This window comes from Streptomyces sp. NPDC030840, from assembly GCF_055572015.1.
In genome coordinates this window covers 1-23,376 of record NZ_JBVIEE010000017.1, presented here as the reverse complement: position 1 = coordinate 23,376, position 23,376 = coordinate 1, and the positions used below count along the sequence as shown (strand labels likewise).

The window sequence follows — 23,376 nt, the reverse complement described above, 5'->3', positions numbered from 1 at the left end:
GGTCCCCCGATCGGATCAGGCGATCGTAGGACGAGCGGTGTCAAGCGGGCGTGAGGCGAGCGCGCGTAAGGGGCGCGGGGCTGCATCGATATGCGGCTCCGCCGCGTGGTCGCGACCAGCCACGGACGGGCCGAAAGCCGAAGAACCGCCGAACCCGCGGAGCGCTACGCCTCGAACGGCCGGGCGGGCCAAGGCGCCTCGGCCGGCCGCAGCGCCTCCAGCCCGTCCCCGGTCCGCGCCGCGACCAGCGAAAGAACGCCCACGACCAGGCAGTTGTTGTGCAGCTCGCCGGCCAGGACGCCCCGTACGAGCTCGTCGACGGGCACCCGGGACAGCTCCATGTCGGCCTCCTCGTCCTCGACCTCGAAGCGCCGGCCGTCGGCCTCGGAGAGGTCGCGGGCGAGGAAGATCCGCACGGCCTCGTCGCAGCCGCCGGGCGTGGTGTAGACGTCGGTGAGGACGCGCCAGTCCTCCGCCTTGACGTGTGCCTCCTCGTACAGCTCGCGCTGGGCGGCGTGCAGCGGGTTCTCGCCGGGGACGTCGAGGAGCCCGGCGGGGATCTCCCACAGCTTCTGGCGCACGGGGTGGCGGTACTGCCGGATGACCAGGACCCGGTCCTGGTCGTCGAGGGCGAGCACGGCGACGGAGCCGGGATGGACCTGGTAGTCGCGGCGGACGACCGACCCGTCGGGCATGACCACGTCGTCGGTGCGCACGGAGGTCTTGTTGCCGACGAAAGGCGTGTCGCTCGCCCGGATCTCCCACTCCTCGGCGGTGTCCTTGATGGTCATGTCGACTTGTCCTCCCACACATGCGAAGAAGCCGGGGTGCCTGTCCTGCGGGACGGGCACCCCGGTCACGGTACAGCGCTCGTGCCGCCCGCTCTTACTGACCCGTCTGACCCGTCTTGCGCTCCACGGCAGCCTTGACGAGCCCGGTGAACAGCGGGTGAGGCCTCGTCGGGCGCGAGCGCAGCTCGGGGTGCGCCTGGGTGGCGACCAGGTAGGGGTGGACGTCCCGCGGGTACTCCACGTACTCGACGAGCTTGCCGTCCGGCGAGGTGCCCGAGAACAGCAGGCCGGCCTTCTTCTCCAGCTCGGCGCGGTAGGAGTTGTTCACCTCGTAGCGGTGGCGGTGCCGCTCCTCGACGTACTCCTTGCCGCCGTAGACCTCGCGCACGATCGAGCCCTCGGTCAGCTTCGCCGGGTACATGCCCAGCCGCATCGTCCCGCCCATGTCGCCGTCACCGGCGACGATGTCGAGCTGCTCGGCCATGGTGGAGATGACCGGGTGGGCGGTGGCGGAGTCGAACTCGGTGGAGTTGGCGTCCGGGATGCCGGCCAGGTTCCTGGCGGCCTCGATCACGATGCACTGCAGGCCGAGGCAGAGACCGAGCAGCGGGATCCCGTTCTCGCGGGCGTACTGGATGGCGCCGACCTTGCCGGACACGCCGCGGTCGCCGAAGCCGCCGGGGATGCAGATGGCGTCCACGTCTCCGAGCTGCTCGGCCGCCCCGGCCGGGGTCTTGCAGTCGTCCGAGGTGACCCACTTGATCTTCACGCGGGCCTTGTTGGCGAAGCCGCCCGCGCGCAGGGCCTCGGTGACGGACAGGTAGGCGTCGGGCAGGTCGATGTACTTGCCGACGAGCGCCAGGTTGATCTCGTGCTGCGGGTTGTGGACGCGGTCGAGCAGGTCGTCCCAGGTCGTCCAGTCCACGTCGCGGAAGGGCAGGTCCAACTTGCGGACGACGTAGGCGTCGAGGCCCTCGCCGTGCACGGTCTTCGGGATGTCGTAGATCGAGCGGGCGTCGGGGCAGGCGACCACGGCGGCCTCGTCGACGTCGCACATCAGCGAGATCTTGCGCTTGATCGCGGTGGGCACCTCGCGGTCGCAGCGCAGCACGATCGCGTCCGGCTGGATACCGATGTTCCGCAGAGCCGCAACCGAGTGCTGGGTCGGCTTCGTCTTCAGCTCCCCCGAGGGGCCGATGTACGGCAGGAGCGAGATATGCACCACAAAGACGTTGTCGCGGCCGACCTCGTGACGGACCTGGCGGACGGTCTCCAGGAACGGCAGCGACTCGATGTCGCCGACCGTGCCGCCGACCTCGGTGATCACCACGTCCACCTCGGCGGTGGCCATGCGCCGGATGCGGTGCTTGATCTCGTTGGTGATGTGCGGGATGACCTGCACGGTGTCGCCCAGGTACTCGCCGCGCCGCTCCTTGGCGATGACCGTCGAGTAGACCTGACCGGTGGTGACGTTGGCGGAGCCGTCCAGGTCTCGGTCGAGGAAGCGCTCGTAGTGGCCGATGTCGAGGTCGGTCTCGGCACCGTCGTTGGTGACGAACACCTCACCGTGCTGGAACGGGTTCATGGTGCCCGGGTCGACGTTCAGGTACGGGTCCAGCTTCTGCATGACCACGCGCAGGCCGCGCGCCTTGAGCAGCATGCCGAGGCTGGAGGCCGTCAGTCCCTTGCCGAGCGAGGACGCGACACCCCCGGTGACGAAGATGTGCTTGGTCGTCGAAGATTTGGGCGGCATGGCCAAGAGGGGGCTCCCGTGGTCGCGGTATGGAGTGCGGGGCGGCTGTCGGCCCGGAGACTTCCGGGGTGCCGTCGCTGCGGTTCGGGGGACCCTTGTTCTGTCCGGGGCGCCCACCGGTCCACGGGCTACCAGCGTATCAGCGACCGCAGGGGATGGCTTCCGGCCACGCTCCGCGCACGGACCACCACGGAGGCGCCCCGGCGTCACGGTAGGTCACCCGTTGCTCACTCGTTCGGGTCACCCGCGTTGCCGGGAGCGGCACGCGGAGGGCGGGGCAGCGTCGTATCCTCTTCGGACACTCGCTGCCGAGCCCGGCCGGCGAACGGCACACCCCCGCCCGTCTCCCCGGAACAACAAGAGCTCGTCAGTTCGTTGAGCAACGAACGCCTTCATTCCGTTGAGCATCGTTGTACGACGACGCTTTAACAGAACCCTGGGATCTCGTTTGACACTGGTCCTATGGGTCCCATGACCGCACAGCGACCGCCCCTCGGGGGGCGACGTGGCCGTTCGACTGGAGTTGCATTGGCCGGGCGCATCGAAGACTACGCACTCATCGGAGACATGCAGACAGCCGCGCTGGTCTGCCGGGACGGCACGGTGGACTGGCTGTGCCTGCCCCGTTTCGACTCCCATGCCGTCTTCGCGGGGCTGCTCGGCAACGAGGAGCACGGTTTCTGGCGCCTCGGCCCGGCCCACGCGGTCGACGCCGAGCCTCCGACGGCGTCCCGGCGCGCGTACCGGGGCGACTCGCTGGTGCTGGAATCCGAGTGGGACACCCCGCGCGGCACGGTCCGAGTGACCGATTTCATGCCGCCGCGTGACGGCGCCCCGCAGCTGATCCGGATCGTCGAGGGCGTCAGCGGCCGGGTGCCGATGCGCTCGGCTCTGCGGATGCGTTTCAGTTACGGCCGTGTCGTGCCGTGGGTGCACAAGCACGAGGGCCGGACGGTGGCGGTCGCCGGACCGGACAGCGTGTGGTTCGACACATCGGCCGAGACGTACGGAAAGTCGCTGACGACGTACGCCGACTTCACGGTGGCGCCGGGCGAGAAGATCGCCTTCACCATTTCCTGGCAGCCTTCTCACAAGGAGCCGCCGGGGCTGCCGGAGCCGGAGCAGTCGCTGGAGGCGACGGAGGAGTTCTGGCGCGAGTGGGTCGAGCACTGCACGTACCACGGCCCGTACCGCGAGGCCGTGATCCGCTCCCTCATCACCCTGAAGGCCCTGACGTACGCCCCCACGGGCGGCATCGTGGCGGCCCCCACCACCTCGCTCCCTGAGCACATCGGCGGCGTCCGCAACTGGGACTACCGCTACACCTGGCTGCGTGACGCGGCGATCACCCTGTCGTCGCTGCTGCGCACCGGCTACCGCGAGGAGGCCCGCGCCTGGCGCGAGTGGCTGCTGCGGGCCGTGGCGGGCGATCCGGAGAACCTGCAGATCATGTACGGGATCGCGGGCGAGCGGGAGCTGGGCGAGGCCGAGCTGGACTGGCTGCCCGGGTACGAGGACTCGGCGCCGGTCCGGGTGGGCAACGGCGCGGCGCACCAGCTCCAGCTGGACGTGTACGGCGAGGTCACCGAGGCCCTGCACCTGGCCCACATGACGGGTCTGGCCCGCAACGACTACGCGGCCCTGCTCCAGCTCAAGCTGATCCGCTACCTGGAGGACCACTGGGACGAGCCGGACGAGGGCATCTGGGAGGTGCGCGGCCCGCGCCGCCACTTCGTGCACTCGAAGGTCATGGCCTGGGTCGCGGTGGACCGCACGATCAAGCTCATCGAGTCCGGCGACGCGGACGGCCCGCTGGAGAAGTGGCGCGAGCTGCGCGACGACATCCACCGGGACGTGTGCGAGCGCGGCTACGACAAGGAGCGCAACACCTTCACGCAGTCGTACGGCTCGAAGGAGCTGGACGCCTCGCTGCTGCTGATCCCGCAGGTGGGCTTCCTGCCGCCGGACGACAAGCGCGTGATCGGCACCATCGAGGCCATCCAGCGCGAGCTGTCGACCGCGGACGGGTTCATCCTGCGCTACCCGACCTCGGGCGAGGACGAGGGCGTGGACGGTCTGCCGGGCGACGAGGGCGCCTTCCTGGCCTGCTCGTTCTGGATGGCGGACGACCTGGCGATGATCGGCCGCGTCGACGAGGCCCGCAAGCTCTTCGAGAAGCTGCTGTCCCTGCGCAACGACCTGGGCCTGCTCGCCGAGGAGTGGGACCCGCGCCTGAAGCGCCAGGTCGGCAACTTCCCGCAGGCCTTCAGCCACGTCCCGCTGATCGACACGGCACTGCGGCTGACGGCTTCCGGCGCGTACGGAGGCTGATCCCCGCGCGCCCGCCCGCCGGACGGGCGCGCGGCCAGGCGCCCTGAGCAGGCGCCTGCGCCCCGTGCACAGCGGCGACCTGCTTCAGCCCGTCCGGCGTTCGACTTCAGCCCGTCCGGCGTCTGAGGGCGAGGCCCGTCAGGCCGATGGCCGGGGGAAGGCGCGCCGGGCCCGCATTGCAGCCCGTCCGGCGTTTGAGGACGAGGCCGTCAGGCCGATAGCGGGGGTCTGGGGGCGGCAGCCCCCAGGGACGGGACGGGTAGGGGCGGCGGGGGCGAGAACCTCTTCTCCGGCGCCACGGCCCGGCAACCCGCCCGAAGGCCCGGCAACAAAACCACCCGGTCGCCCACAGCGTCAGGACCGGGCCGGCCCACTCACCCCCGAGGCCCCCGTCGCCCCAGCAGGCACCGGCCCGACGACCGGGCCTAGCCTGGGACTAGTCCTGTCCCCTGGTGTGAGAGGGGGCGGCCGCCATGGCTCCCCTCGGGAAGGCGCGGGCGGCACTGGCCGCGCTGCGCGAGGATCTCACCGGTGACGTCCTGGCGCCCGGAGATCCGGGGTACGACGACGCCCGGACCGTCTTCAACGCGATGATCGACCGCCGGCCCGCCGTGATCGCGCAGTGCGAGACCCAGGACGACGTGGTGCGCTCGGTGCGCTTCGCCCGGGACCTCGACCTGAACATCGCGGTGCGCGGCGGCGGCCACAGCGTGGCGGGCATGGCCCTCAACGACAACGGCCTGGTCGTCGACCTGCGAAGGATGCACGCGGTCAAGGTCCACCCCGGGTCGTCGAGCGTACGGGTCGAGGGCGGCGCCACCATGAGCCACCTCGACCGCGCCACCGAGCCGTACGGCCTCGCCACCACCGGCGGCCGGGTCTCCACCACGGGCGTCGGCGGCTTCGTGCTGGGCGGCGGGAACGGCTGGCTCGACCGCGTGTTCGGGCTCGCGGTCGACAACATCCTCGGCGTCGAACTGGTGACCGCGGACGGCCGTACGGTCCGGGCGACGGCCCACGAGAACCAGGAGCTGTTCTGGGCGCTGCACGGCGGCGGCGGGAACTTCGGCGTCGCCACCGCGCTGACCCTCAGGCTGCACGAGCTGCCCGCGTTCGCCATCGCCTTCGTGCTGTACCTGCCGGCGCACGGCCCCGAGGCGGTCCGCGTCTTCCGTGAGGTCATCGGAACCGGTCCGCGGGAGGCGGGCGGAGGCGTGATCTACCTGACCGGCCCGCCCGAGGAGTGGGTCCCCGGGCATCTGGTGGGAAAGCTCACCTGTGCCGTCCTGCTGACCTACGCGGGCACCGAGGACGACATGCGAAAGGTCGCCCAGCCGCTCCTTGCGCTGCCGCACGAGGCGGAGATCGTCCAGGCCATGCCGTACGCGGACGTCCAGTGCATGCTCGACGACCCGCCGGGGATGCGGAACTACTGGTCGGCTGAGTACGTGAGGGGCCTCCCGGACGACCTCGTGGACGTCTTCTGCGCCCGGGCCGACTCGATGCCCGTCCCCACCGGGACGCAGCACGTGCTGTTCCCGCAGGGCGGTGCGATCGCCGAGGGGCCCGCCGAGTTCCCGGTGCCGTACCGGGACGCGGCCTGGGTTGCGCACCCCTTCGGGGTCTGGGAGGAACCGGTCGACGACGAGCGCTGCATCCAGTGGGTACGGGACGTGCGCGCCGACATCCGGCCGTGGAGCACCGGCGCGACGTACCTCAACTTCATCGGCGAGGAGGGCACCGACCGGGTCGTGGCCGGCCTGGGCCCCGAGAACACGCGACGGCTGGCCAGGGTGAAGGCCGCGTACGACCCGGACAACGTCTTCCGGTTCAACCACAACATCCCGCCGGACCCCAGGTGAGGCCCCCCGGCGCCGCAGGAGCGTGGACGTGCCGCCGTAGGAGCGTGGAGACGCAGCCGTGGTGGCGCGGGGAACGTGCAGCCGTAGGAGCGGGCACGTCCCTGCGGGTAGCGTCCGTTGCATGGACAGCCGCAGCCACAGGGACAGCCGCCCCGACCCGCCAGGCCCCCAGGGCGGTGGGATCACCGTGCAGCGGGCTCTGGAGCTGCCGGGGCTGCGCAGCGGGCTGCCGGAGGTCCTGGCCGGGGCCGACCGGCTGCGGCGCACGGTGCGCTGGGTGCACGCGGGCGAGGTGCCGAACATCGCCTCGCTCCTCAAGGGCGGCGAGCTGCTGCTGACCACGGGCTACGGGCTGGGCAACCGCCCGGCCGACCAGCGCGCCTTCGTGCGCACCCTGGCCGACCGTGGCATCGCCGCGCTCGTGGTCGAGCTCGGAACCCGCTTCACACGGCTGCCCGCCGCCCTCGTGGAGACCGCCCGCACGGCCGGCCTGCCGCTGGTCCAGCTGCACCGCGAGGTGCCGTTCGTGACCGTGACCGAGGAGATCCACACCGAGATCGTCAACGGTCACTACGCGCTGCTCCAGCGGGCCGAGGAGGTCCACCGGCGCTGCACGGGGGCCCTGCTGGGCGGTGGCGGTGTGCCCCAGGTGCTCAGCGTTCTCGCCGAGTTCAGCGGTACCCCGGTCTTCCTGGAGACGGCGGACGGACAGCTCCTGTACGCCGCCGGGGCCGGGCCCGCGGACACCGACCCGATCCAGGTGTGGGAGGGGCTGCGCGGCCATCACCGGGACGAGCCGCCCACGGGCACGACCATCGTGGACGTACCGGGCAGCGGGCCGGGAACAGGTTCGGTACGGGCCCGGCTGGTACTGCTGCCCGTCGGCGAACCCGTGGCCCCCGTGCACCGGATGGCCGCCGAACGGGCCGCGGGCATCCTGGCGGTCGTGCTGATGCAGGCCCGCCAGGAGGAGGAACTGGCCGCCCGTGGGCGCGGCGACTTCCTCACCGACCTCGCCGAGGGCCGCGTCGCGGCTGAGGACGCGCCCGCGCAGGCGCGCGTCCTGGGCTTCAAGCCGGGGAGCGGTCCGCTGCTGCCGGTGGTGATGCGCCTGGCCGACGGTCCGTCTCCGTCGGGCGGCGGCTGGGCGGTCCTGGCCCGCGCCGTCGGCGAGGAGCTGGCCTCGGTGGGGGTTCCGGTCCTGCTCGGCGTACGGCCGGTCGAGGGCCGGGTGCCGCTGCTGCTGGGCCTGCGGGCGGAGGCGGAGCGCCCGGCGGTGGCGGACCGGGTCACGACGGCGCTGCGGGCGGGCGTGGAGCGAGCGGGAGTCGGGCGGCCCGGGGCCCGGCCGCCCGTGGTGGTCGTCGGCGTGGCCGGGGGCTGGGCGGCCGCCTCGGCGGGACTGCGGCACGCGGCCGAGACGGCGACGGCGGCGCACGGCCTGCCGGAACGCCCCTGGCACGACGCCCGCCGCCTGGACATCGACCTGCTCCTGTGGAGGCTGCGCGACCACCCCGACCTGGCGGCCTTCGTGGACCGCGCGATCGGCCCCCTGCTCGACCACGACGCCCGCTCCAAGCCGCCGCTGCTGCCCACGCTGGAGACGTATCTGGCCCACACGGGCCGCAAGGCCGAGACCGCCCGCGAACTCCACCTCAACCGCCAGACCCTCTACAACCGCCTCGCCCGCATCGGCGAACTCCTGGGCACGGACCTGGACGACCCGCAGACGGTGCTGACCCTGAGTCTGGCGCTGCGGGCGCGCAGGCATGTGCCGTAGGCGGAGACGGAGACGGAGACGCGGACAGAGGCAAGAGCACGGGACTGCCTGGGGAAGCACTGCCTGGTAAAGGACCGCCGGGTAAAGGGACTGCCTAGGAAAGGGGCCGCGGTTGGGTCAACTCGTCGTAGACACTCAGTACCTGGGCCACTGTCTCGTCCTCGGTCGGCCATGCGGCGGTCTGCCGGGCGCCCCGCTCCTTGAGGAGCTCCCGTCGGCCGGGATCGGCGAGGAGCCGTACGACGGCTTCCCCGAAGGCCTCCCCGTCGCCGTACGGAACGAGTTCGGCCGCGTCGCCGACCAGTTCGGGGATGCCGGGGGCGTCCGCCGCGACGAGCGGCACGCGCGCGTGGAGGGCTTCCTGGGCGAGCACCGACCGGGCCTCCCAACTGCTCGGCAGGAGCGCGAGATCCGCCGCGGCGATCAGGTCACTGACGTCGTCGCGCCGCCCCACCAGCCGCACGGGCAGTTCCTCGTCCTCGATGCGCCGCTGCAGAACGGGCCGCAGCGGCCCCTCTCCGGCCACCACGAGCAACGGCACGGGGTCGAGCCCGCGCCAGGCCCGCGCCGCGTCCAGCAGCGTCTCGTGCCCGCGGTACCGGTCGAGCGTGCCGACGGCCATGAGCAACGGGCGGCCCGTGGCTCCGACTTCGGCCCGCGCCTTGGACGGCGGATCGGGGTCGTCGCCGCCGGGGCGCGGCGCGGGAAGTGCCACGGCCGCGAGGCGCGCGTCCCGGGCACCCCGGCTGCGCGCCCGGTCGACGAGGTCGGAGGTCGTCCCGAGCACCACCGAAGCGGCCTTGGCGACCCGCCGCTCCAGCATCCGCAGCAGATGGGCCCGGGCGCCCTCGGCATGCGCGCGCGAATGCCACGTCACCACGAACGGCACCTGCCGGCCGCTGAGCGCGAGAGAGGCCCGGAACGCGGCGTGCAGCCCGTGCGCGTGCACCAGGTCGGCGTCCGCGCAGGCCATCCTCAGCGCGGTCACGGAGGCCGGGTCGCTGCTGCGGGGCACGGGAACGTGCACGGCGCCCGCACCGCTGAAGTCGTACGCCCTGTCCGCCTCCCCGGGCGCGCACACGGTGACCCGGACCCCACGGGCGACGAGTCCCGAGGCCAGTGACCGCACGTGCACACAACTGCCCGCGCTGCCGCCGCCGAGCACTTGCACGGTGCGCAGCGGCGACTGGCCGTGCGGTGAGTGGCTGCTCACGTGGCCGGGGCTCCTGGTTCGGCGGTCGGGCGGTCACGAAGAAACGTACAGAAGGTTCACGCAACGCACAGAAGGCTCGTGCGGAGGGTCATACCGCGCGAACCGCTTCCGCGTGCTACGTCAAGAATGCCAGGCCATGAGGATGTTCCGGCACCAAGGAGGCCGCACTCCCGCACCATCACGGGCAACCCGACCGCACCAGGTCACCCACATGAGTGATCTCCCGTACGTCGTTGCCCCTCCGGCCCCACCCGCCCCTCACCGACTCTTCACAGGGGCTTGAAGAAGCGCGCCACCTCACTGACGCGTTCCCCGCACACCGCCGCCGCCACGAGCGCGCCCGCGTGCGCGAGCAGCCCGAGCCGCCCGTTGCCGACGACGGCAGCGGTGCCCAACGCGGCACCGAGCGCGTGCGCCCCGCAGTCCCCGATCATGGTTCGCTCCCCGAGGTCGCCGGGCAGCACGGCGACCGAGGCACCGACGACCGAGGCGGCCACGTCGCCCGCGACACCTCCCCGCGCCATCCCCGGCACCCCCAGCGCGACCACCGCGCCCACGGCCCTCCCCGGACGCACGTCCACGAGGTTCACCGCGTGCGCGGCCCCGGCGATCACGACGCCGGCGAGCACCTTGTCGACGAACCGCTCCTTCAGCACCGCCCCCGCGACAAGCCCGGCCGCCGAGATCCCGAACAACTTGACCGCGCCACTCGTCACTTCGCCGTCCCGCAACGCGGCCAGATGAGCCCGGAACCCACGCCGCGGGTCCCCGTCCCCGGCGACGTCGTCGTAGGCCCCGCACGCCCCGGCCACCAACACGGCGGCCCCGGCGACTGGGTGAGCACTCCAGGCCCCGAACACGGCCCCCGCCGCGACCGCGGGCCCCGCGTACAGATCGACGGCCCGCCCGGCGTGGTTCTCGCGCTGCCACCGGGCGGGGCCACCGGGCGGGCACGAGCGCAGTGCCGTCAGAACGGCTCGGGTCGAGGCGGCGGCGAGACCGAGGGAGAGCGAACGGCGACTCAAGATCCAGCCTCTTTGGCGTTCGAGGAGCGGGGGCCCGGGGCCGGAGCCCCCGAAACGGGGTCGAAGGGGCGGAGCCCCTGGGGATGGGACGAGGATGGGACGGGTAGGGGCGGCGGGGGCGAGAAAACGCAGGCTGAACCACCCACCTACGCCACCGCCTTCACCACCACGAACGCCCCAGTCCCCTACCCGTCCCCCCGAGCCGTCGCCAGCAACTCCTCCGCATGGGCCCGGGCCGTCTCCGAGTCCTCCTGCCCCGCCAGCATCCGCGACAACTCCCGGATCCGCTCCTCCCCCTCCAGCACCTTCACACCGGAGCGCGTCACGGACCCGTCGTCGGTCTTCTCCACCAGCAGTTGCCGGTCGGCGAACGCGGCCACCTGCGGCAGATGCGTCACGACCACGACCTGCGCGGACTTCGCGAGCTTGGCGAGCCGCCGCCCGATCTCGACCGCGGCCTTGCCGCCGACCCCCGCGTCGACCTCGTCGAACAGGTACGTCGGCACGGGATCGGTCCCGGCGAAGACCACCTCCACCGCGAGCATCACCCGCGACAGCTCACCACCGGAGGCCCCCTTGGCGATGGGCCGCGGCGGCGCCCCCGGGTGCGGGGCGAGCAGCAGCTCCACCTCGTCGACGCCCGCCGGCCCGTACGCGACCGCACGCCCGCCGACCTCGACACCGTCCGCGTCCTCGGTCTGCCGGATCGCGAACGACACGCGCGCGTGCGGCATGGCCAGCGAGGCCAGCTCCGCGGTCACGGCCGCCGCGAACCGCTCCGCGGCCTCCGTCCGGGCGTCCGTCAGGGCCTGGGCGAGCCCGCCCAGTTCGGTCCTGAGCGCGTCCCGCTCGGCGGTCAGCTCCTCGATCCGCTCGTCGTCACCGTCCAGTTCGGTCAGCCGCGCGGCACTCTGCTCGGCCCAGGCCAGTACCGCGGCCACGTCCTCCCCGTACTTCCGCGTCAGCGCGGTGAGCGCGGCCCGCCGCTCCTCCACCGCCGCGAGCCGCAGCGGATCGGCGTCCAGGTCGTCGGCGTAGCCGGCGAGTTCCCCGGCCACATCGCCCAGCAGGATCCCGATCTCGCCGATCCGGTCCGCGAGCGCGGCCAGGGCGGGATCGTGCGACCGTACGGCCTCCAGCGCCCGGTGTGCGCCCGCGACGAGCGTCGAGGCGTCCACGCTCTCCGGGTCCTCGGGATTGCCCGCGAGAGCGGCGTGCGCGGCCGTCGCGGCGGACGCGAGAGCCTCCGCGTGCCCCAGCCGCTCGGCCTCCTCCGCCAGCTCCACGTCCTCGCCGGCCCGCGGCTCGACCGCCGCGATCTCGTCGAGGCCGTAGCGCAGCATGTCGGCTTCCTGGGCCCGTTCCCGCGCGCGCGTGGTGATCTCGTTCAGTTCGGCGGAGACGGCGCGCAGCCTGCGGTAGGCCTCCTGGTACTTGGCGAGCGGCACGGCCACCGCGTCCCCCGCGTACCGGTCGAGTGCCTGCCGCTGCCGGGACAGCTTGAGCAGCCCCTGCTGGTCGGTCTGCCCGTGCACGGCCACCAGTTCGTCCGCCAGCTCGGCGAGCACACCCACCGGCACGGAACGCCCGCCGAGGTGGGCCCGCGAGCGTCCCTCGGCGGAAACGGTGCGGCTGATCAGCAACGCCCCGTCGTCGAGTTCGGCCCCGGCTTCCTCGGCGCGTACGGCCGCCGAGGCGTCCACGGGCACACTGACCCGCCCCTCGACCACCGCGTTCTTGGCCCCGATCCGTACGAGCGCCGGGTCCGCGCGCCCGCCGAGCAGCAGGCCGAGGCTGGTGACCACCATGGTCTTGCCCGCGCCCGTCTCACCGGTGACGGCGGTGAACCCGGGCGACAGCTCGACGACCGCGTCGTCGATGACTCCCAGCGACCGTATCCGCATCTCCTCCAACACGGAGAAGACCATACGAGGTCGGGGCCGAGGAGTGCGAGGTGCCCTGTCACCCGGGGGAGTGGCGGCGCTAGTGCGGTGCCCCCCGCCACCCGGAAACCGGTAGCGCGAACTTGGCCACCAGCCGATCGGTGAACGAAGCGTGGTGCAACCGGGCGAGCCGCACCGGCACGGCCCCCCGCCGCACCTCCACCCGCGCCCCCGGCGGCAACTCGAAGGTCCGCCGTCCGTCGCACCACAACACCCCGGGCGGGATGTGAGGCAACAGCTCCACGGCGAGCACGGAATCGGGTGACGTGACCAACGGCTTCGCGAACAGCGCGTGCGCACTGATCGGCACCATCAGCAGCGCCTCCACCTCCGGCCACACCACGGGGCCGCCGGCGGAGAACGCGTAGGCCGTCGACCCGGTCGGCGTGGACAGGACGATCCCGTCACAGCCGAACCCGGTCACCGGCCGCCCGTCGATCTCCAGCACGACCTCGAGGAGCTTCTCGGCGCCCGCCTTCTGCACGGCGGCCTCGTTGAGCGCCCAGTCGGTGTGCACGATCTCGCCGTTGCGGTGCACGACGACGTCGACGGTCATGCGTTCCTCGACCTCGTACGCCCTCGTCACGACCCGGTCGACGACCTTGTCCAGGTCGTCCCGTTCGGCCTCGGCGAGGAATCCGACGCTCCCGAGGTTGACGCCGAGCATCGGCACCCCGGAGGCGCGGGCGAACTCCGCGCCGCGCAGCAGCGTGCCGTCACCGCCGAGCACGATGAGCAGCTCACACCCTTCGAGGCACTGCGGGGTGGCCTCCTTGACCAGCTCCACCTCGTCCGAGAGCGGCAGGTCGCGCGCCTCGTACTCCAGGACGCGCACGCCGAGTCCGGAGCGCAGCAGCCCCTTGACGACGAGTTCGGCGCTGCGGATGGCCGCCGGCCGCCCGGTGTGGGCGAGCAGGAAAACAGTACGAGCTCGGTTCTGGGTCAACGCGGCCCCTCCGCCACTGCACGGTCAACGTCGGCCGGATCCAGCGCGGGTGCCCCGGCTCGCAGCCACAGAAAGTACTCGACATTGCCCGAGGGCCCGGGCAGCGGGCTTGCGGTCACACCGCGCACGCCGAGCCCCAACTCCCCCGCGCTGCGGCCCACCGAGCGCACCGCTTCGGCGCGCAGCTCCGGGCTGCGTACGACTCCACCACTCCCCAGCCGCTCCTTCCCCACCTCGAACTGCGGCTTGACCATCATCACCAGATCGGCGTCCGGTTTCGCGCACCGCACCAGGGCGGGCAGCACCAGGCCGAGCGGGATGAAGGAAAGATCCCCCACGACAAGATCCACAGGCTCCCCATCGATCGCAGCGAGCGTCAACTCGCGTACGTTCGTACGGTCCCTGACGGTGACGCGTTCATCACTTTGGAGAGACCACGCAAGTTGTCCGTAGCCGACGTCGACGGCGACGACGTGCGCGGCGCCCGCCCGCAGCAGGACGTCGGTGAAGCCGCCGGTGGACGCGCCGGCGTCCAGGGCCCGCCGCCCCTTGACCTCCAGCCCCCGCGGCACGAACACCTCCAGGGCACCGGCGAGCTTGTGGCCGCCGCGCGAGACGTAGTCCGGATCACTGTCGTCCTGTGCCACCACGATCGCGGCGGCAGTCTCCACCTGGGTGGCGGCCTTGGTGGCGACGGTCCTGCCGACGGTCACGCGCCCGGCGGCGATCAGCTGGCTCGCGTGCTCGCGCGAGCGCGCGAGCTTGCGACGCACCAGCTCGGCGTCCAGACGGCGGCGTGCCACTCCTGCCACGTTCGGTTCAGCTCCTGCGGTCGTGAGGCGACGGGGACGATGGGGGCGCCGGAGGCCCCGGGCGGGCGTCGAGCGCGGTCAGCGCGTCGCGCAGCGCCCCATGTACATCCTCGTACACCTCGATGTGTCCGTCGGTGGCGAGGTGGTCGGCGTCCCCCAGCCGGTCGAGGGCCGCGTCGACGTCGGCGTTGCCCGTGGGGGTGCGGGGCACGCCGAGCGGGGCCGGTGCGGCCGGGTCGTGGTCGGGCTCGCCTGCGGGCTCCGGCTCGGACACGACGGGCTCTGTGGCGCCCTCCCACGGGGCCTCTGCCTCTGGCACGGAGTCGCTCATGCCCCGACGCTACCGCGAAGCCCCTGGGTACCGTCGACGCAGCCCTGGGGTACCGTCGGTCGCGATGGCCACGATCGAGGAGTGCCGCAGCGCACTCGATAAGCTCTCGGAGAACCTCGCGGGCGCCGACGGCGACGTCCGCGACGCCGCCGCGCTCGACCGCTCGCTCAGTTGCCGCATCACCGACCTGGACGTGACCTTCGTCGGCCGCCTCACGGACGGCCGGATCGAGGTGCAGGACACACTCCAGGGCCCGCCGCCGGAGAAGGCCGACATCCGCCTCACGATGACCGGCGACGACCTGGTCGCGATGGTCAACGGCGAGCTCCACTTCGCGAGGGCCTGGGCCTCCGGCCGTATCAGACTGGAAGCGGGCCTGCGCGACCTCGTGCGCCTCAGAAAGCTCCTGTAGGGGTGCGCGGCCGGCGGGCCCCGGTGACACCCCGCCGGACGCAGCAGGCCCCGACGACGGCCAGCCGAACACCGGCAAACCCGGCGACACCCCGCCGGACGCAGCAGACCCGGGCGACGGCCAGCCGAACACCGGCAAACCCGGCGACACCCCGCCGGACGCAGCAAGCCCGGACGACGGCCGACCAGGAACCACCAGACCCGGGCGACGGCCAGCCGAGCACCAGCAGCCCTCAGCGACGACCAGCCGAGCGCCGGCACCCCCGGTGACGACCAGCCGAGCGCCGGCAGGCCCTGGCGGCCCCCGGGCGTCAGGACGCCTCGGCCGCGGCCACCCGGGTGCGGGCCTTCCGGGCCGCGGGCACCACCAGTGGCGTCCCCGTCTCCGGGTCGTCGATGACCTGACAGCGCAGCCCGAAGACCTCCTGGACCAGCTCGGCCGTGACGATGTCGGTCGGCGCCCCCTCGGCGATCACCCGGCCGCCGCGCAGGGCGATGAGGTGGGTGGCGTACCGGGCGGCGTGGTTGAGGTCGTGCAGCACCGCCACCAGCGTGCGCCCCTGTTCCTCGTGGAGCTCGGCGCACAGGTCGAGCACGTCGATCTGGTGCTGGATGTCCAGGAAGGTCGTCGGCTCGTCGAGCAGCAGCAGCGGCGTCTGCTGGGCGAGCGCCATGGCGATCCACACGCGCTGCCGCTGACCGCCGGAGAGCTCATCGACGTACCGGTCCGCGAGCTCGGCGACACCGGTGGACTCCATCGACTCCCGTACGACCCGCTCGTCCTCGGCCGACCACTGCCGCAGCAGCCCCTGGTGCGGGTACCGTCCGCGCCCCACGAGGTCCCCGACCGTGATCCCGTCGGGCGCGATGGACGACTGCGGCAGCAGCCCCAGCGTCCGGGCGACCTTCTTCGCGGGCATCGACTGGATGACGCTCCCGTCCAGCAACACCCGCCCCTGGGACGGCTTCAGCATCCGCGAAAGGGCGCGCAGCAGTGTCGACTTGCCGCAGGCGTTGGGACCGACGATCACCGTGAACGAGTTGTCGGGGATCTCCACCGACAGCTGCTCGGCGATGATCCGCTGGTCGTAGGCGAGGGTGACGTTCTCGGCGGACAGGCGGTTCACTGTGCTCCTCGTGGTGCTCTTGTCGATGATCTCGTTCGCCGGTGCGCTGCCCTTGTCCACGCTCGGGTCCACCCGGGACGCGCTGCCCATGCCCGCTCGGGGCGCGCCGCTCATATGCGCCCGGCCTTCCGCTCGGTGACCAGCAGCCACAGGAGATAGGCACCGCCGACGACCCCGGTCACCACGCCCACGGGCAGCTGGTCGGCTCCGAAGGCCCGCTGTGAGGCGAGGTCCGCGGCGATCAGGAGGGTCGCGCCCATGCACATGGACGCCACGAGGTTCGGCCCCGGAGAGCGGGTCAGCCGCCGGGCGAGCTGCGGCGCGGTCAGCGCGACGAAGCCGACGGGCCCCGCGGCGGCGGTCGCCCCGGCGGTGAGCAGCACGGCCGCCACCATCAGCAGCATCCGTACGCGCTCGACGCGCACGCCGAGGGCGTACGACACGTCGTCGCCCATCTCCGTCATCCGCAGCCCTCGCGCGTTCGCCAGCACCAGCGGTACGAGGACGACACACATCCACAGCAGCGGCCAGACCTGGGACCAGTCACGGCCGTTGAGGGAGCCGGTCATCCACACCACCGCGCGGGCCGCGTCCACGAGGTCGGCCTTGGTGATCAGGTAGCCGTTGACCGCCGTGACGACCGCGGACACGCCGATGCCGACCAGCACCAGCCGGTACCCGTGCACACCCCGCTTCCAGGCCAGCAGATAGATCGCCAGACCTGTCGCGAGCCCACCGACGAGCGCCCCGACGGTGACCTGGCTCGCGGAGCCCGAGAAGAGCACGATGACTACGAGCGCCCCGGCGGTCGAACCCTGCGCGAGACCGAGCACGTCCGGACTGCCCAGCGGATTGCGGGAGATGGACTGGAAGAGCGCACCACCGAGCCCGAGCGCGGCGCCGACCAGCAGTCCGACGAGGACACGCGGCAGCCGCAGTTCGTTGACGATGAACTCCTGGCCCTGGTTTCCGTCGCCCACCAGCGCCTTGAGGACGTCGGCGGCCGGGATCGGGAAGTCGCCCGTACCGATCAGGACGACGCTCGCGGTGAGCCCGGCCAGCAGCAACACGACCACGACGAGGAGCGCCCGCACGTGCATCCGCACCGAGAGCCCGCCCGGAGTGCGCAGGGCACGGGTACCGAGGGCGGGGCCGCGCGGGCCCGGCTCGGACGCGCCGGGCCCGCGCAGGGCGGTCCTGCGCAGGGCGGTTCCGTTCATGACCTTCACAGCTGTGCCGTCCTCCGCCGCCGTACGAGAAAGATGAAGACCGGTCCGCCGAGCACCGCGGTGACGATGCCGACCTGGAGCTCCGCCGGCCGCGCCACCATCCGTCCGAGAACGTCGGCCCCCAGCAGCAGCACGGGCGACAGGACCGTCGCGTACGGCAGGATCCAGCGCAGGTCGGGCCCGGTGAAGGACCGTACGGCGTGCGGGACCATCAGCCCGACGAACAGGATCGGCCCGCAGGCGGCGGTCGCGGCCCCGCACAGCACGGTCGCCGCGGCCATCGACAGCGCGCGGGTACGGCCCAGGCTGGCGCCGAGCGCGCGGGCCGTGTCGTCGCCCATGGCCACCGCGTTCAGCGGCCGGGCCAGGAACAGCGCGAGGACCAGGCCGGCCCCGATGAACGGCAGGACCTGCGTGACGGTCGAGTCGGTCGCCGAGGCGAGCGAGCCGACCGTCCAGAAACGCATCTTGCCGAGCGCCGCCTCGTCCATGATCATCACGGCCTGGAGGTAGCCGTAGAGCGCCGCCGTGATCGCGGTACCCGCGAGCGCGAGTCGCACCGGTGTCGCCCCGCGGCTGCCGCCGAGGAACCACACCAGCGCCCCGACACCGGCCGCGCCGAGGAACGCGAACCACACATAGCCGCTCAGCGAGGTGACGCCGAAGAACGTCATGGCGGTGACGACCGCGGCGGACGCGCCCGCGTTGATGCCGAGCAGGCCGGGGTCGGCCAGCGGATTGCGGGTCAGTGCCTGGAGCAGGGCGCCGGCCAGACCGAGCGCGGCCCCGGCCAGCAGCCCGATCACGGTACGGGACAGGCGCTCACCGACCACGACGTCGCCGTACGTGCCCGAGTCGTCGAACAGGCCGTGCCAGACCTGCTCCAACGAGAGCTCTTTCGCGCCGATGGCGATGCTGGCCAGGGCGACGAGGACCAGGATTCCCAGCGAGACGAGAAGCCCCACGGTCCGTATCGCCCGATGTCGGGGTGGCGCTGCGGTGGTCACCGCGCGCTGCTCGGGAGGACTGTCGACGAACACCAGGTTAGGTTAGCCTACCCTCCCATTTCGTCTCGATCCCGTACCACGCGAACCCGGCAGCCGAGCCGCCGTGGACCCGGCTACCCGCCTACCCGCCGTACGCTCCCCGTATCGAGCAACTCGCGGCGGCGACCGAGAAGTCCAATCCGATCGCCGCCTGACGCGGCTTCAGGCGGCCCTGGCCTAAAGAGCTGGCCCAGAGCACGCCGAGGCACGTCACGCCGTGACCCGCCCTCACAATCCCAGCCGCGCCAGCGCCTTCCCCCCGTCCAGCCCGCACGAGCCCTCCCCGGCCGCTGTCCAGGCCGCCGCGCACAGCGCACGCAGCCCGTCGAGCACCTCACCCTCGCCGTCCAGCTCCAGCCGCTCGGTCCCGGCCGCCGCGGTCCAGCCACCGCAGCGGAACCCCTCCCCCGCCCCGACGACCTCCGGCTGCCCGGTGAGCAGCCCGCGCAGATCAGCGTCCACGTACGTCGGCCGGTGCCGCGGCGGCGCGGCCAGCAGCTGCGCGCCGTCGGTGACCCCGGTCAGCACGAGCAGCGAGTCCACCTCGCCGTTGAAGGCCCCCTCGATGTCGGTGTCCAGCCGGTCCCCGATCACGAGCGGCCGCTCGGCGCCGGTACGCAGGATCGTCTCCCGGTGCATCGGAGGCAGCGGCTTGCCCGCCACCTGCGGCTCGGCGCCCGTCGCGATCCGCACGACCTCCACCGCCGCCCCGTTCCCGGGCGCGATGCCACGCGCGCTGGGGATGGTGAGGTCGGTGTTGGACGCGAACCACGGCACCCCGCGCGCGATGGCGTAGCAGGCCTCGGCGAACCGGCCCCACGGCAGCTCCGGCCCGCCGTACCCCTGCACCACCGCCACCGGACCGTCGTCGGCGGACTCCACGGGCTCCAGCCCCCGCTCCCGCAGCGCCACCCGCAGCCCTTCCCCGCCGATCACCAGCACGCGCGCCCCGGCGGGCACCTGCTCGCTGATGAGCCGGGCCACGGCCTGCGCCGAGGTGATGACGTCACCGGGCTCGGCCGGTATCCCCAGCGCCGTGAGGTGCGCGGCCACCGTGTCGGGCGTCCGCAGCGCGTTGTTCGTGACGTACGCGAGGTGCATCCCGCCGTCGCGGGCCGTGCGGAGCGACTCGACGGCGTACGCGATCGCGCTTCCGCCCGCGTACACCACGCCGTCCAGATCGAGCAGCGCCGTGTCGTACGCCTCGCTCAGGGGCCGCCCACTCCCCTCGGGCCGCGTCCTGACGGTCTGGCTCATTGCACATCGCTCCTCGGTGGACGGTTCGGCGATCCGTCGATCTCTCGATCTCTCGATCTCTCCGTCCGATCATCGCGCATACCACTGACACACATACGATGCCTCAATGAACCCTGCAGGTCCCGCGAAGGAGACCCCGGCGCGCAGCGGCCTCGAACTGTCCCCGTTCCGAGGCCTTCGCTATGACCCCGACCGGGTCGGCAGCCTGGCCGCGGTGACGTCCCCGCCGTACGACGTGGTCGTCCGCCCCGACGGTCTGCTCCACCTCGAATCCGCCGACCCCTACAACATCGTCCGCCTGATCCTCCCCCAGGCCTCAACACCCACGGCCCGCAACAGTCAGGCGGCGGCCACCCTGTGCCGCTGGCTCTCCGAGGGAGTCCTGGTCGCGGACGAGCAACCCGCCCTGTACGTCTACGAGCAACGCGACGGCGACGGCATGCTGCAACGCGGCGTCATAGGCGCCCTCCGCCTGTCGGAGCCACCGGACGGCGTGGTCCTCCCCCACGAGGACGTCATGCCCCACGTGGTCGACGACCGCGCGGCCCTGATGCGCGCCACCCGCGCCAACCTGGAACCGCTGCTCCTGACGTACCGCGGCGACGGCTCGGCGACCGGCACACGGGCCGTCATCGAGCGCACCGCCGAACGCCCGCCGCTCCTTGCCACCACCACGGAGGACGGTTTCAGCCACCGCCTGTGGGCCGTGACGGACCCGGCCGACGTCACCGAGATCCGTTCGGACCTCGCCCGCCACCAGGCCCTCATCGCCGACGGCCACCACCGCTGGGCGACCTATCTGCGTCTACGCGCGGAGCACCCCTCCCCCAGCCCCTGGGACCACGGCCTGGTCCTCCTGGTCGACACCGCCCGCTACCCGCTGCGCGTCCGCGCGATCCACCGCCTCCTGCACCAACTCCCCCTACGGCAAGCCCTGTCCGCCGTGTCGGACCACTTCCGCGTACGCCGGCTCGACATCCCGCTCCCCGAAGCCCTCGCGGCCCTGGCCGACGCGGCCTGCGCGGGCAACGCCTTCCTCCTCGCCGGCGACGGCGCCTTCCACCTCCTGGACCACCCCGACCGGGCCCTGCTGGACCGTACGGTCCCTGCCGGGCATCCGGCGGCGTGGCGCACCCTGGACGCGACGGTGCTGCACGCCACGCTCCTCGACCACGTGTGGCACATCCCGGAGGACTCCCCCGCGCACATCGCGTACGTCCACGACGCGGCGGCCACGGTCGCCAAGGCGGAGCGGGACGGGGGCACGGCGGTCCTGATGCACCCCGTCCGCGAGGAGGTGGTCCGCGACCTCGCCCGCCAGGGCGTGACCATGCCCCGCAAGTCGACGTCGTTCGGCCCCAAGCCGGCGTCAGGCCTGGTCCTGCGAGCGCTGGAGATCTGACACGCGAAAGGGCGGGACCCGTACATCACGGGTCCCGCCCCTCGGCCACTCACATCAGCTCTCGTGGTCCTCGTGGTCCTCGTGGTCCTCGTGGTCCTCGTTGTCCTCGTTGTCCTTGTCGTCCTTGTCGTCTGCCGAAGGGCCGTCGACGGGAGCGTCCTCGGGCTCCGGTTCGAGCTTGGTGTCGTCCTCGCCCGTGTCCTGGCCCTCGTTCTCGTCGAGGGCGTCGACGAACTCGACACCGTCCATCTCCGCGAGCCGGTCGGAGGCGTCCGTGCTGCCGTCCTTGTCGGCCTCGACGGCCTTGGCGAACCACTCGCGCGCCTCACCCTCGCGTCCGGCGGCGAGCAACGCGTCGGCGTACGCGTACCGCAGCCGCGCGGTCCACGGCTGCACGGAGTTGGAGGCCAGTTCGGGGCTCTGCAGCGTCACGATGGCCGCGTCGAGCTGCCCCATGTCCCGCCGGGCGCCGGCGGCCACCAGCCGCATCTCGACCTGCCCGGCCTTGTCCAGCTTGTGCACCTCGGGCGCTCCGGCCATGTCCAGCGCCTTCTCGGGCCGCCCGAGGCCGCGCTCGCAGTCGGCCATGACCGGCCACAAATCGGTGTTCCCGGTCATGCGCCGCGCCGCCCGGAACTCGGCGAGGGCCTCGCTGTACTTCTGGTTCGCGTACGCGGCGAAGCCGGCCGCTTCCCGTACGGCGGCGACACGCGAGGCGAGCCGCAAGGCCACCCTGGAGTAGCCGTAGGCGGCCTCCGGGTCCTCGTCGATGAGCTTGGCCACCATCACCAGGTTCCTGGCGACGTCGTCCGCGAGCGTCTTGGGCAGGCTCTGCAGTTCCTGCCGTACGTCCTTGTCGATCTCCTCGCCCGTGACGTCCTCGGGGATCGGCAGCCGCTTGATCGGCTCGCGGTCGCGCTCCCTCTCCCGCTCCTCACGGAAACGCCCGCCGCCACGGCGATCGTCACCACGCCCACGGAAACCACCGGGGCGCCCCGGCCGACCGCCCCGGTCGCGATCGTCCCGCCGCGGCCCACGTCCGCGATCGTCACGTCCGCGGTCATCACGCCCACGGTCGTCCCGGCCGCGGAATCCACCGCGCTCACCACGGGCGTCGTCACGCCGGAAGCCACCACGGTCCGGCCGTTCCCGCCGCGGCCCGCGCTCCGCACGCTCGTCGCGCTCATCACGCCGGAACCCAGAGCGCTCACCGTCCCTGCGGTCGCCACGCCGGTCATCCCGCCGGTCGAACCTGCGATCGTCCCTGCGGTCATCCCGGCGGTCATCGCGCCGGTCATCCCGGCGGTCATCGCGCCGATCGTCACGTGAGCGGAACCCGCCACGACTGTCATCCCGGCGGAAGCCACCACGTTCGCCGCGCTCACTTCGCTCAGCACGGTCATCACGCCGGAACCCACGGTCACGGTCCCGGTCGTCACGGCGGAATCCGCCACGGTCGCCCCGCTCACCGTCACGCCGTTCATCGCGCCGGTCCTCACGCCGTCCTCCGTGGCCACCGCCGAAACCGCCGCGGCTGTCCTCCCGCCGGAAGCCGCCGCGCTCGTACCGCTCGCCCCGCTCACCGCGATCGCCCCGGTCATCGCGGCGGTCATCGCGGCGCGAGCCTCGGTCGCCCTCTCGACGGTCATCGCGCCGGCCATAACCACCGCGGTTGTCATCGCGCCGGAATCCACCGCGATCACCACGGTCGTCACCCCGCCGGTCATCCCGACGGAACCCACCCCGGTCGCCCCGGTCGCCCCGGTCATACCCACCACGGCCACCACGGTCGTTGTCACGACGAGGGCCGCCGCGGTACCCACCACGCTCGCCACGGTCACCACTGTCCCGGCGGCGCTGATCGCGCTCCGGTCGCTCGTCGGGAGAGTTGGTGGACATCGGTGACTCCTGTCTTCGGTACCGCAGTCATTCTCGCGCAGCCGGGTACCCGTCGCGCACTGGCAAAACAAAAAGGACCCCTGGCCCCAGCTGAACGCTGGTGACCAGGGGTCCTGTCAAAGATTGTTCGGCGGTGTCCTACTCTCCCACAGGGTCCCCCCTGCAGTACCATCGGCGCTGTAAGGCTTAGCTTCCGGGTTCGGAATGTAACCGGGCGT

Annotated in this window: 20 protein-coding genes and 1 rRNA gene; 6 read left to right on the top strand and 15 right to left on the bottom strand. The window is 72.5% G+C overall.

The features are described 5' to 3' along the window. Positions 1-164: 164 nt before the first annotated feature. Positions 165-791 (bottom strand): NUDIX domain-containing protein, encoded by a 627-nt coding sequence (locus ACZ49J_RS30465; RefSeq protein WP_467453868.1) that lies wholly within the window; start codon positions 789-791, stop codon positions 165-167. A 94-nt stretch (positions 792-885) separates the two neighbouring features. Next, the gene (locus ACZ49J_RS30460; RefSeq protein WP_467453870.1) at positions 886-2,544 is read right to left on the bottom strand and encodes a CTP synthase; all 1,659 of its coding nucleotides are present in this window, start codon (positions 2,542-2,544) and stop codon (positions 886-888) included. A gap of 528 nt (positions 2,545-3,072) precedes the next feature. On the opposite strand from ACZ49J_RS30460, the gene ACZ49J_RS30455 reads away from it, so the two are divergent. The 3 genes from ACZ49J_RS30455 to ACZ49J_RS30445 all read left to right on the top strand — a co-directional run bounded on the left by ACZ49J_RS30455 (position 3,073) and on the right by ACZ49J_RS30445 (position 8,517). Next, positions 3,073-4,875 (top strand): glycoside hydrolase family 15 protein, encoded by a 1,803-nt coding sequence (locus ACZ49J_RS30455; protein ID WP_467453871.1) that lies wholly within the window; start codon positions 3,073-3,075, stop codon positions 4,873-4,875. Positions 4,876-5,348: 473 nt separating this feature from the next. Beyond that, positions 5,349-6,737, top strand: coding sequence for an FAD-binding protein (locus ACZ49J_RS30450; RefSeq protein WP_467453872.1), 1,389 nt, complete (start codon positions 5,349-5,351; stop codon positions 6,735-6,737). Between the two features lie 121 nt (positions 6,738-6,858). After that, positions 6,859-8,517: a PucR family transcriptional regulator gene (locus ACZ49J_RS30445; protein WP_467453873.1), complete on the top strand. Its 1,659-nt coding sequence runs from the start codon at positions 6,859-6,861 to the stop codon at positions 8,515-8,517. Positions 8,518-8,611: 94 nt separating this feature from the next. Here ACZ49J_RS30445 and ACZ49J_RS30440 read toward each other — a convergent pair whose 3' ends face one another. The 6 genes from ACZ49J_RS30440 to ACZ49J_RS30415 form a co-directional block, all read right to left on the bottom strand. Continuing rightward, complete coding sequence (locus ACZ49J_RS30440) at positions 8,612-9,730, bottom strand: glycosyltransferase family 4 protein (protein ID WP_467453874.1); 1,119 nt, start codon at positions 9,728-9,730, stop codon at positions 8,612-8,614. A gap of 269 nt (positions 9,731-9,999) precedes the next feature. Continuing rightward, positions 10,000-10,755 carry a hypothetical protein gene (locus ACZ49J_RS30435; RefSeq protein ID WP_467453875.1) on the bottom strand — a complete coding sequence of 252 codons (756 nt, stop codon included), beginning with the start codon at positions 10,753-10,755 and terminating at the stop codon, positions 10,000-10,002. 185 nt (positions 10,756-10,940) lie between these two features. Continuing rightward, positions 10,941-12,683 (bottom strand): DNA repair protein RecN, encoded by a 1,743-nt coding sequence (gene recN / locus ACZ49J_RS30430; RefSeq protein ID WP_467453876.1) that lies wholly within the window; start codon positions 12,681-12,683, stop codon positions 10,941-10,943. Between the two features lie 55 nt (positions 12,684-12,738). Continuing rightward, positions 12,739-13,644 (bottom strand): NAD kinase, encoded by a 906-nt coding sequence (locus ACZ49J_RS30425; RefSeq protein ID WP_467453877.1) that lies wholly within the window; start codon positions 13,642-13,644, stop codon positions 12,739-12,741. Further along, the gene (locus tag ACZ49J_RS30420; RefSeq protein WP_467453878.1) at positions 13,641-14,456 is read right to left on the bottom strand and encodes a TlyA family RNA methyltransferase; all 816 of its coding nucleotides are present in this window, start codon (positions 14,454-14,456) and stop codon (positions 13,641-13,643) included. The genes ACZ49J_RS30425 and ACZ49J_RS30420 overlap by 4 nt, the downstream gene beginning before the upstream one ends. A gap of 7 nt (positions 14,457-14,463) precedes the next feature. Then, the gene (locus ACZ49J_RS30415; protein WP_467453879.1) at positions 14,464-14,787 is read right to left on the bottom strand and encodes a hypothetical protein; all 324 of its coding nucleotides are present in this window, start codon (positions 14,785-14,787) and stop codon (positions 14,464-14,466) included. 64 nt (positions 14,788-14,851) lie between these two features. On the opposite strand from ACZ49J_RS30415, the gene ACZ49J_RS30410 reads away from it, so the two are divergent. Continuing rightward, complete coding sequence (locus ACZ49J_RS30410) at positions 14,852-15,199, top strand: SCP2 sterol-binding domain-containing protein (RefSeq protein WP_467453880.1); 348 nt, start codon at positions 14,852-14,854, stop codon at positions 15,197-15,199. 310 nt (positions 15,200-15,509) lie between these two features. Here ACZ49J_RS30410 and ACZ49J_RS30405 read toward each other — a convergent pair whose 3' ends face one another. The 4 genes from ACZ49J_RS30405 to ACZ49J_RS30390 all read right to left on the bottom strand — a co-directional run bounded on the left by ACZ49J_RS30405 (position 15,510) and on the right by ACZ49J_RS30390 (position 19,857). Beyond that, positions 15,510-16,439, bottom strand: coding sequence for an ABC transporter ATP-binding protein (locus ACZ49J_RS30405; protein WP_467453881.1), 930 nt, complete (start codon positions 16,437-16,439; stop codon positions 15,510-15,512). Continuing rightward, complete coding sequence (locus ACZ49J_RS30400; protein ID WP_467453895.1) at positions 16,436-17,425, bottom strand: FecCD family ABC transporter permease; 990 nt, start codon at positions 17,423-17,425, stop codon at positions 16,436-16,438. The genes ACZ49J_RS30405 and ACZ49J_RS30400 overlap by 4 nt, the downstream gene beginning before the upstream one ends. 125 nt (positions 17,426-17,550) lie before the next feature. After that, positions 17,551-18,594: a FecCD family ABC transporter permease gene (locus tag ACZ49J_RS30395; protein WP_467453883.1), complete on the bottom strand. Its 1,044-nt coding sequence runs from the start codon at positions 18,592-18,594 to the stop codon at positions 17,551-17,553. A gap of 234 nt (positions 18,595-18,828) precedes the next feature. Then, positions 18,829-19,857, bottom strand: coding sequence for an HAD hydrolase-like protein (locus ACZ49J_RS30390; RefSeq protein ID WP_467453884.1), 1,029 nt, complete (start codon positions 19,855-19,857; stop codon positions 18,829-18,831). A 106-nt stretch (positions 19,858-19,963) separates the two neighbouring features. On the opposite strand from ACZ49J_RS30390, the gene ACZ49J_RS30385 reads away from it, so the two are divergent. After that, a complete protein-coding gene (locus ACZ49J_RS30385; RefSeq protein WP_467453885.1) occupies positions 19,964-21,259 on the top strand; it encodes a DUF1015 domain-containing protein in 1,296 nt (431 codons plus the stop codon). Positions 21,260-21,313: 54 nt separating this feature from the next. On the opposite strand, the gene ACZ49J_RS30380 is transcribed toward ACZ49J_RS30385, so the two are convergent. Beyond that, positions 21,314-22,153 (bottom strand): tetratricopeptide repeat protein, encoded by an 840-nt coding sequence (locus tag ACZ49J_RS30380; protein WP_467453897.1) that lies wholly within the window; start codon positions 22,151-22,153, stop codon positions 21,314-21,316. Next, the gene (locus ACZ49J_RS30375) at positions 22,045-22,569 is read right to left on the bottom strand and encodes a hypothetical protein (RefSeq protein ID WP_467453898.1); all 525 of its coding nucleotides are present in this window, start codon (positions 22,567-22,569) and stop codon (positions 22,045-22,047) included. The genes ACZ49J_RS30380 and ACZ49J_RS30375 overlap by 109 nt, the downstream gene beginning before the upstream one ends. Positions 22,570-22,768: 199 nt before the next feature. On the opposite strand from ACZ49J_RS30375, the gene ACZ49J_RS30370 reads away from it, so the two are divergent. Beyond that, positions 22,769-23,164: a hypothetical protein gene (locus tag ACZ49J_RS30370; protein WP_467453899.1), complete on the top strand. Its 396-nt coding sequence runs from the start codon at positions 22,769-22,771 to the stop codon at positions 23,162-23,164. Between the two features lie 119 nt (positions 23,165-23,283). Here the strand turns inward: ACZ49J_RS30370 and rrf are convergent. Beyond that, positions 23,284-23,376: ribosomal RNA gene (gene rrf / locus ACZ49J_RS30365) — 5S ribosomal RNA — on the bottom strand; the annotation flags it as partial.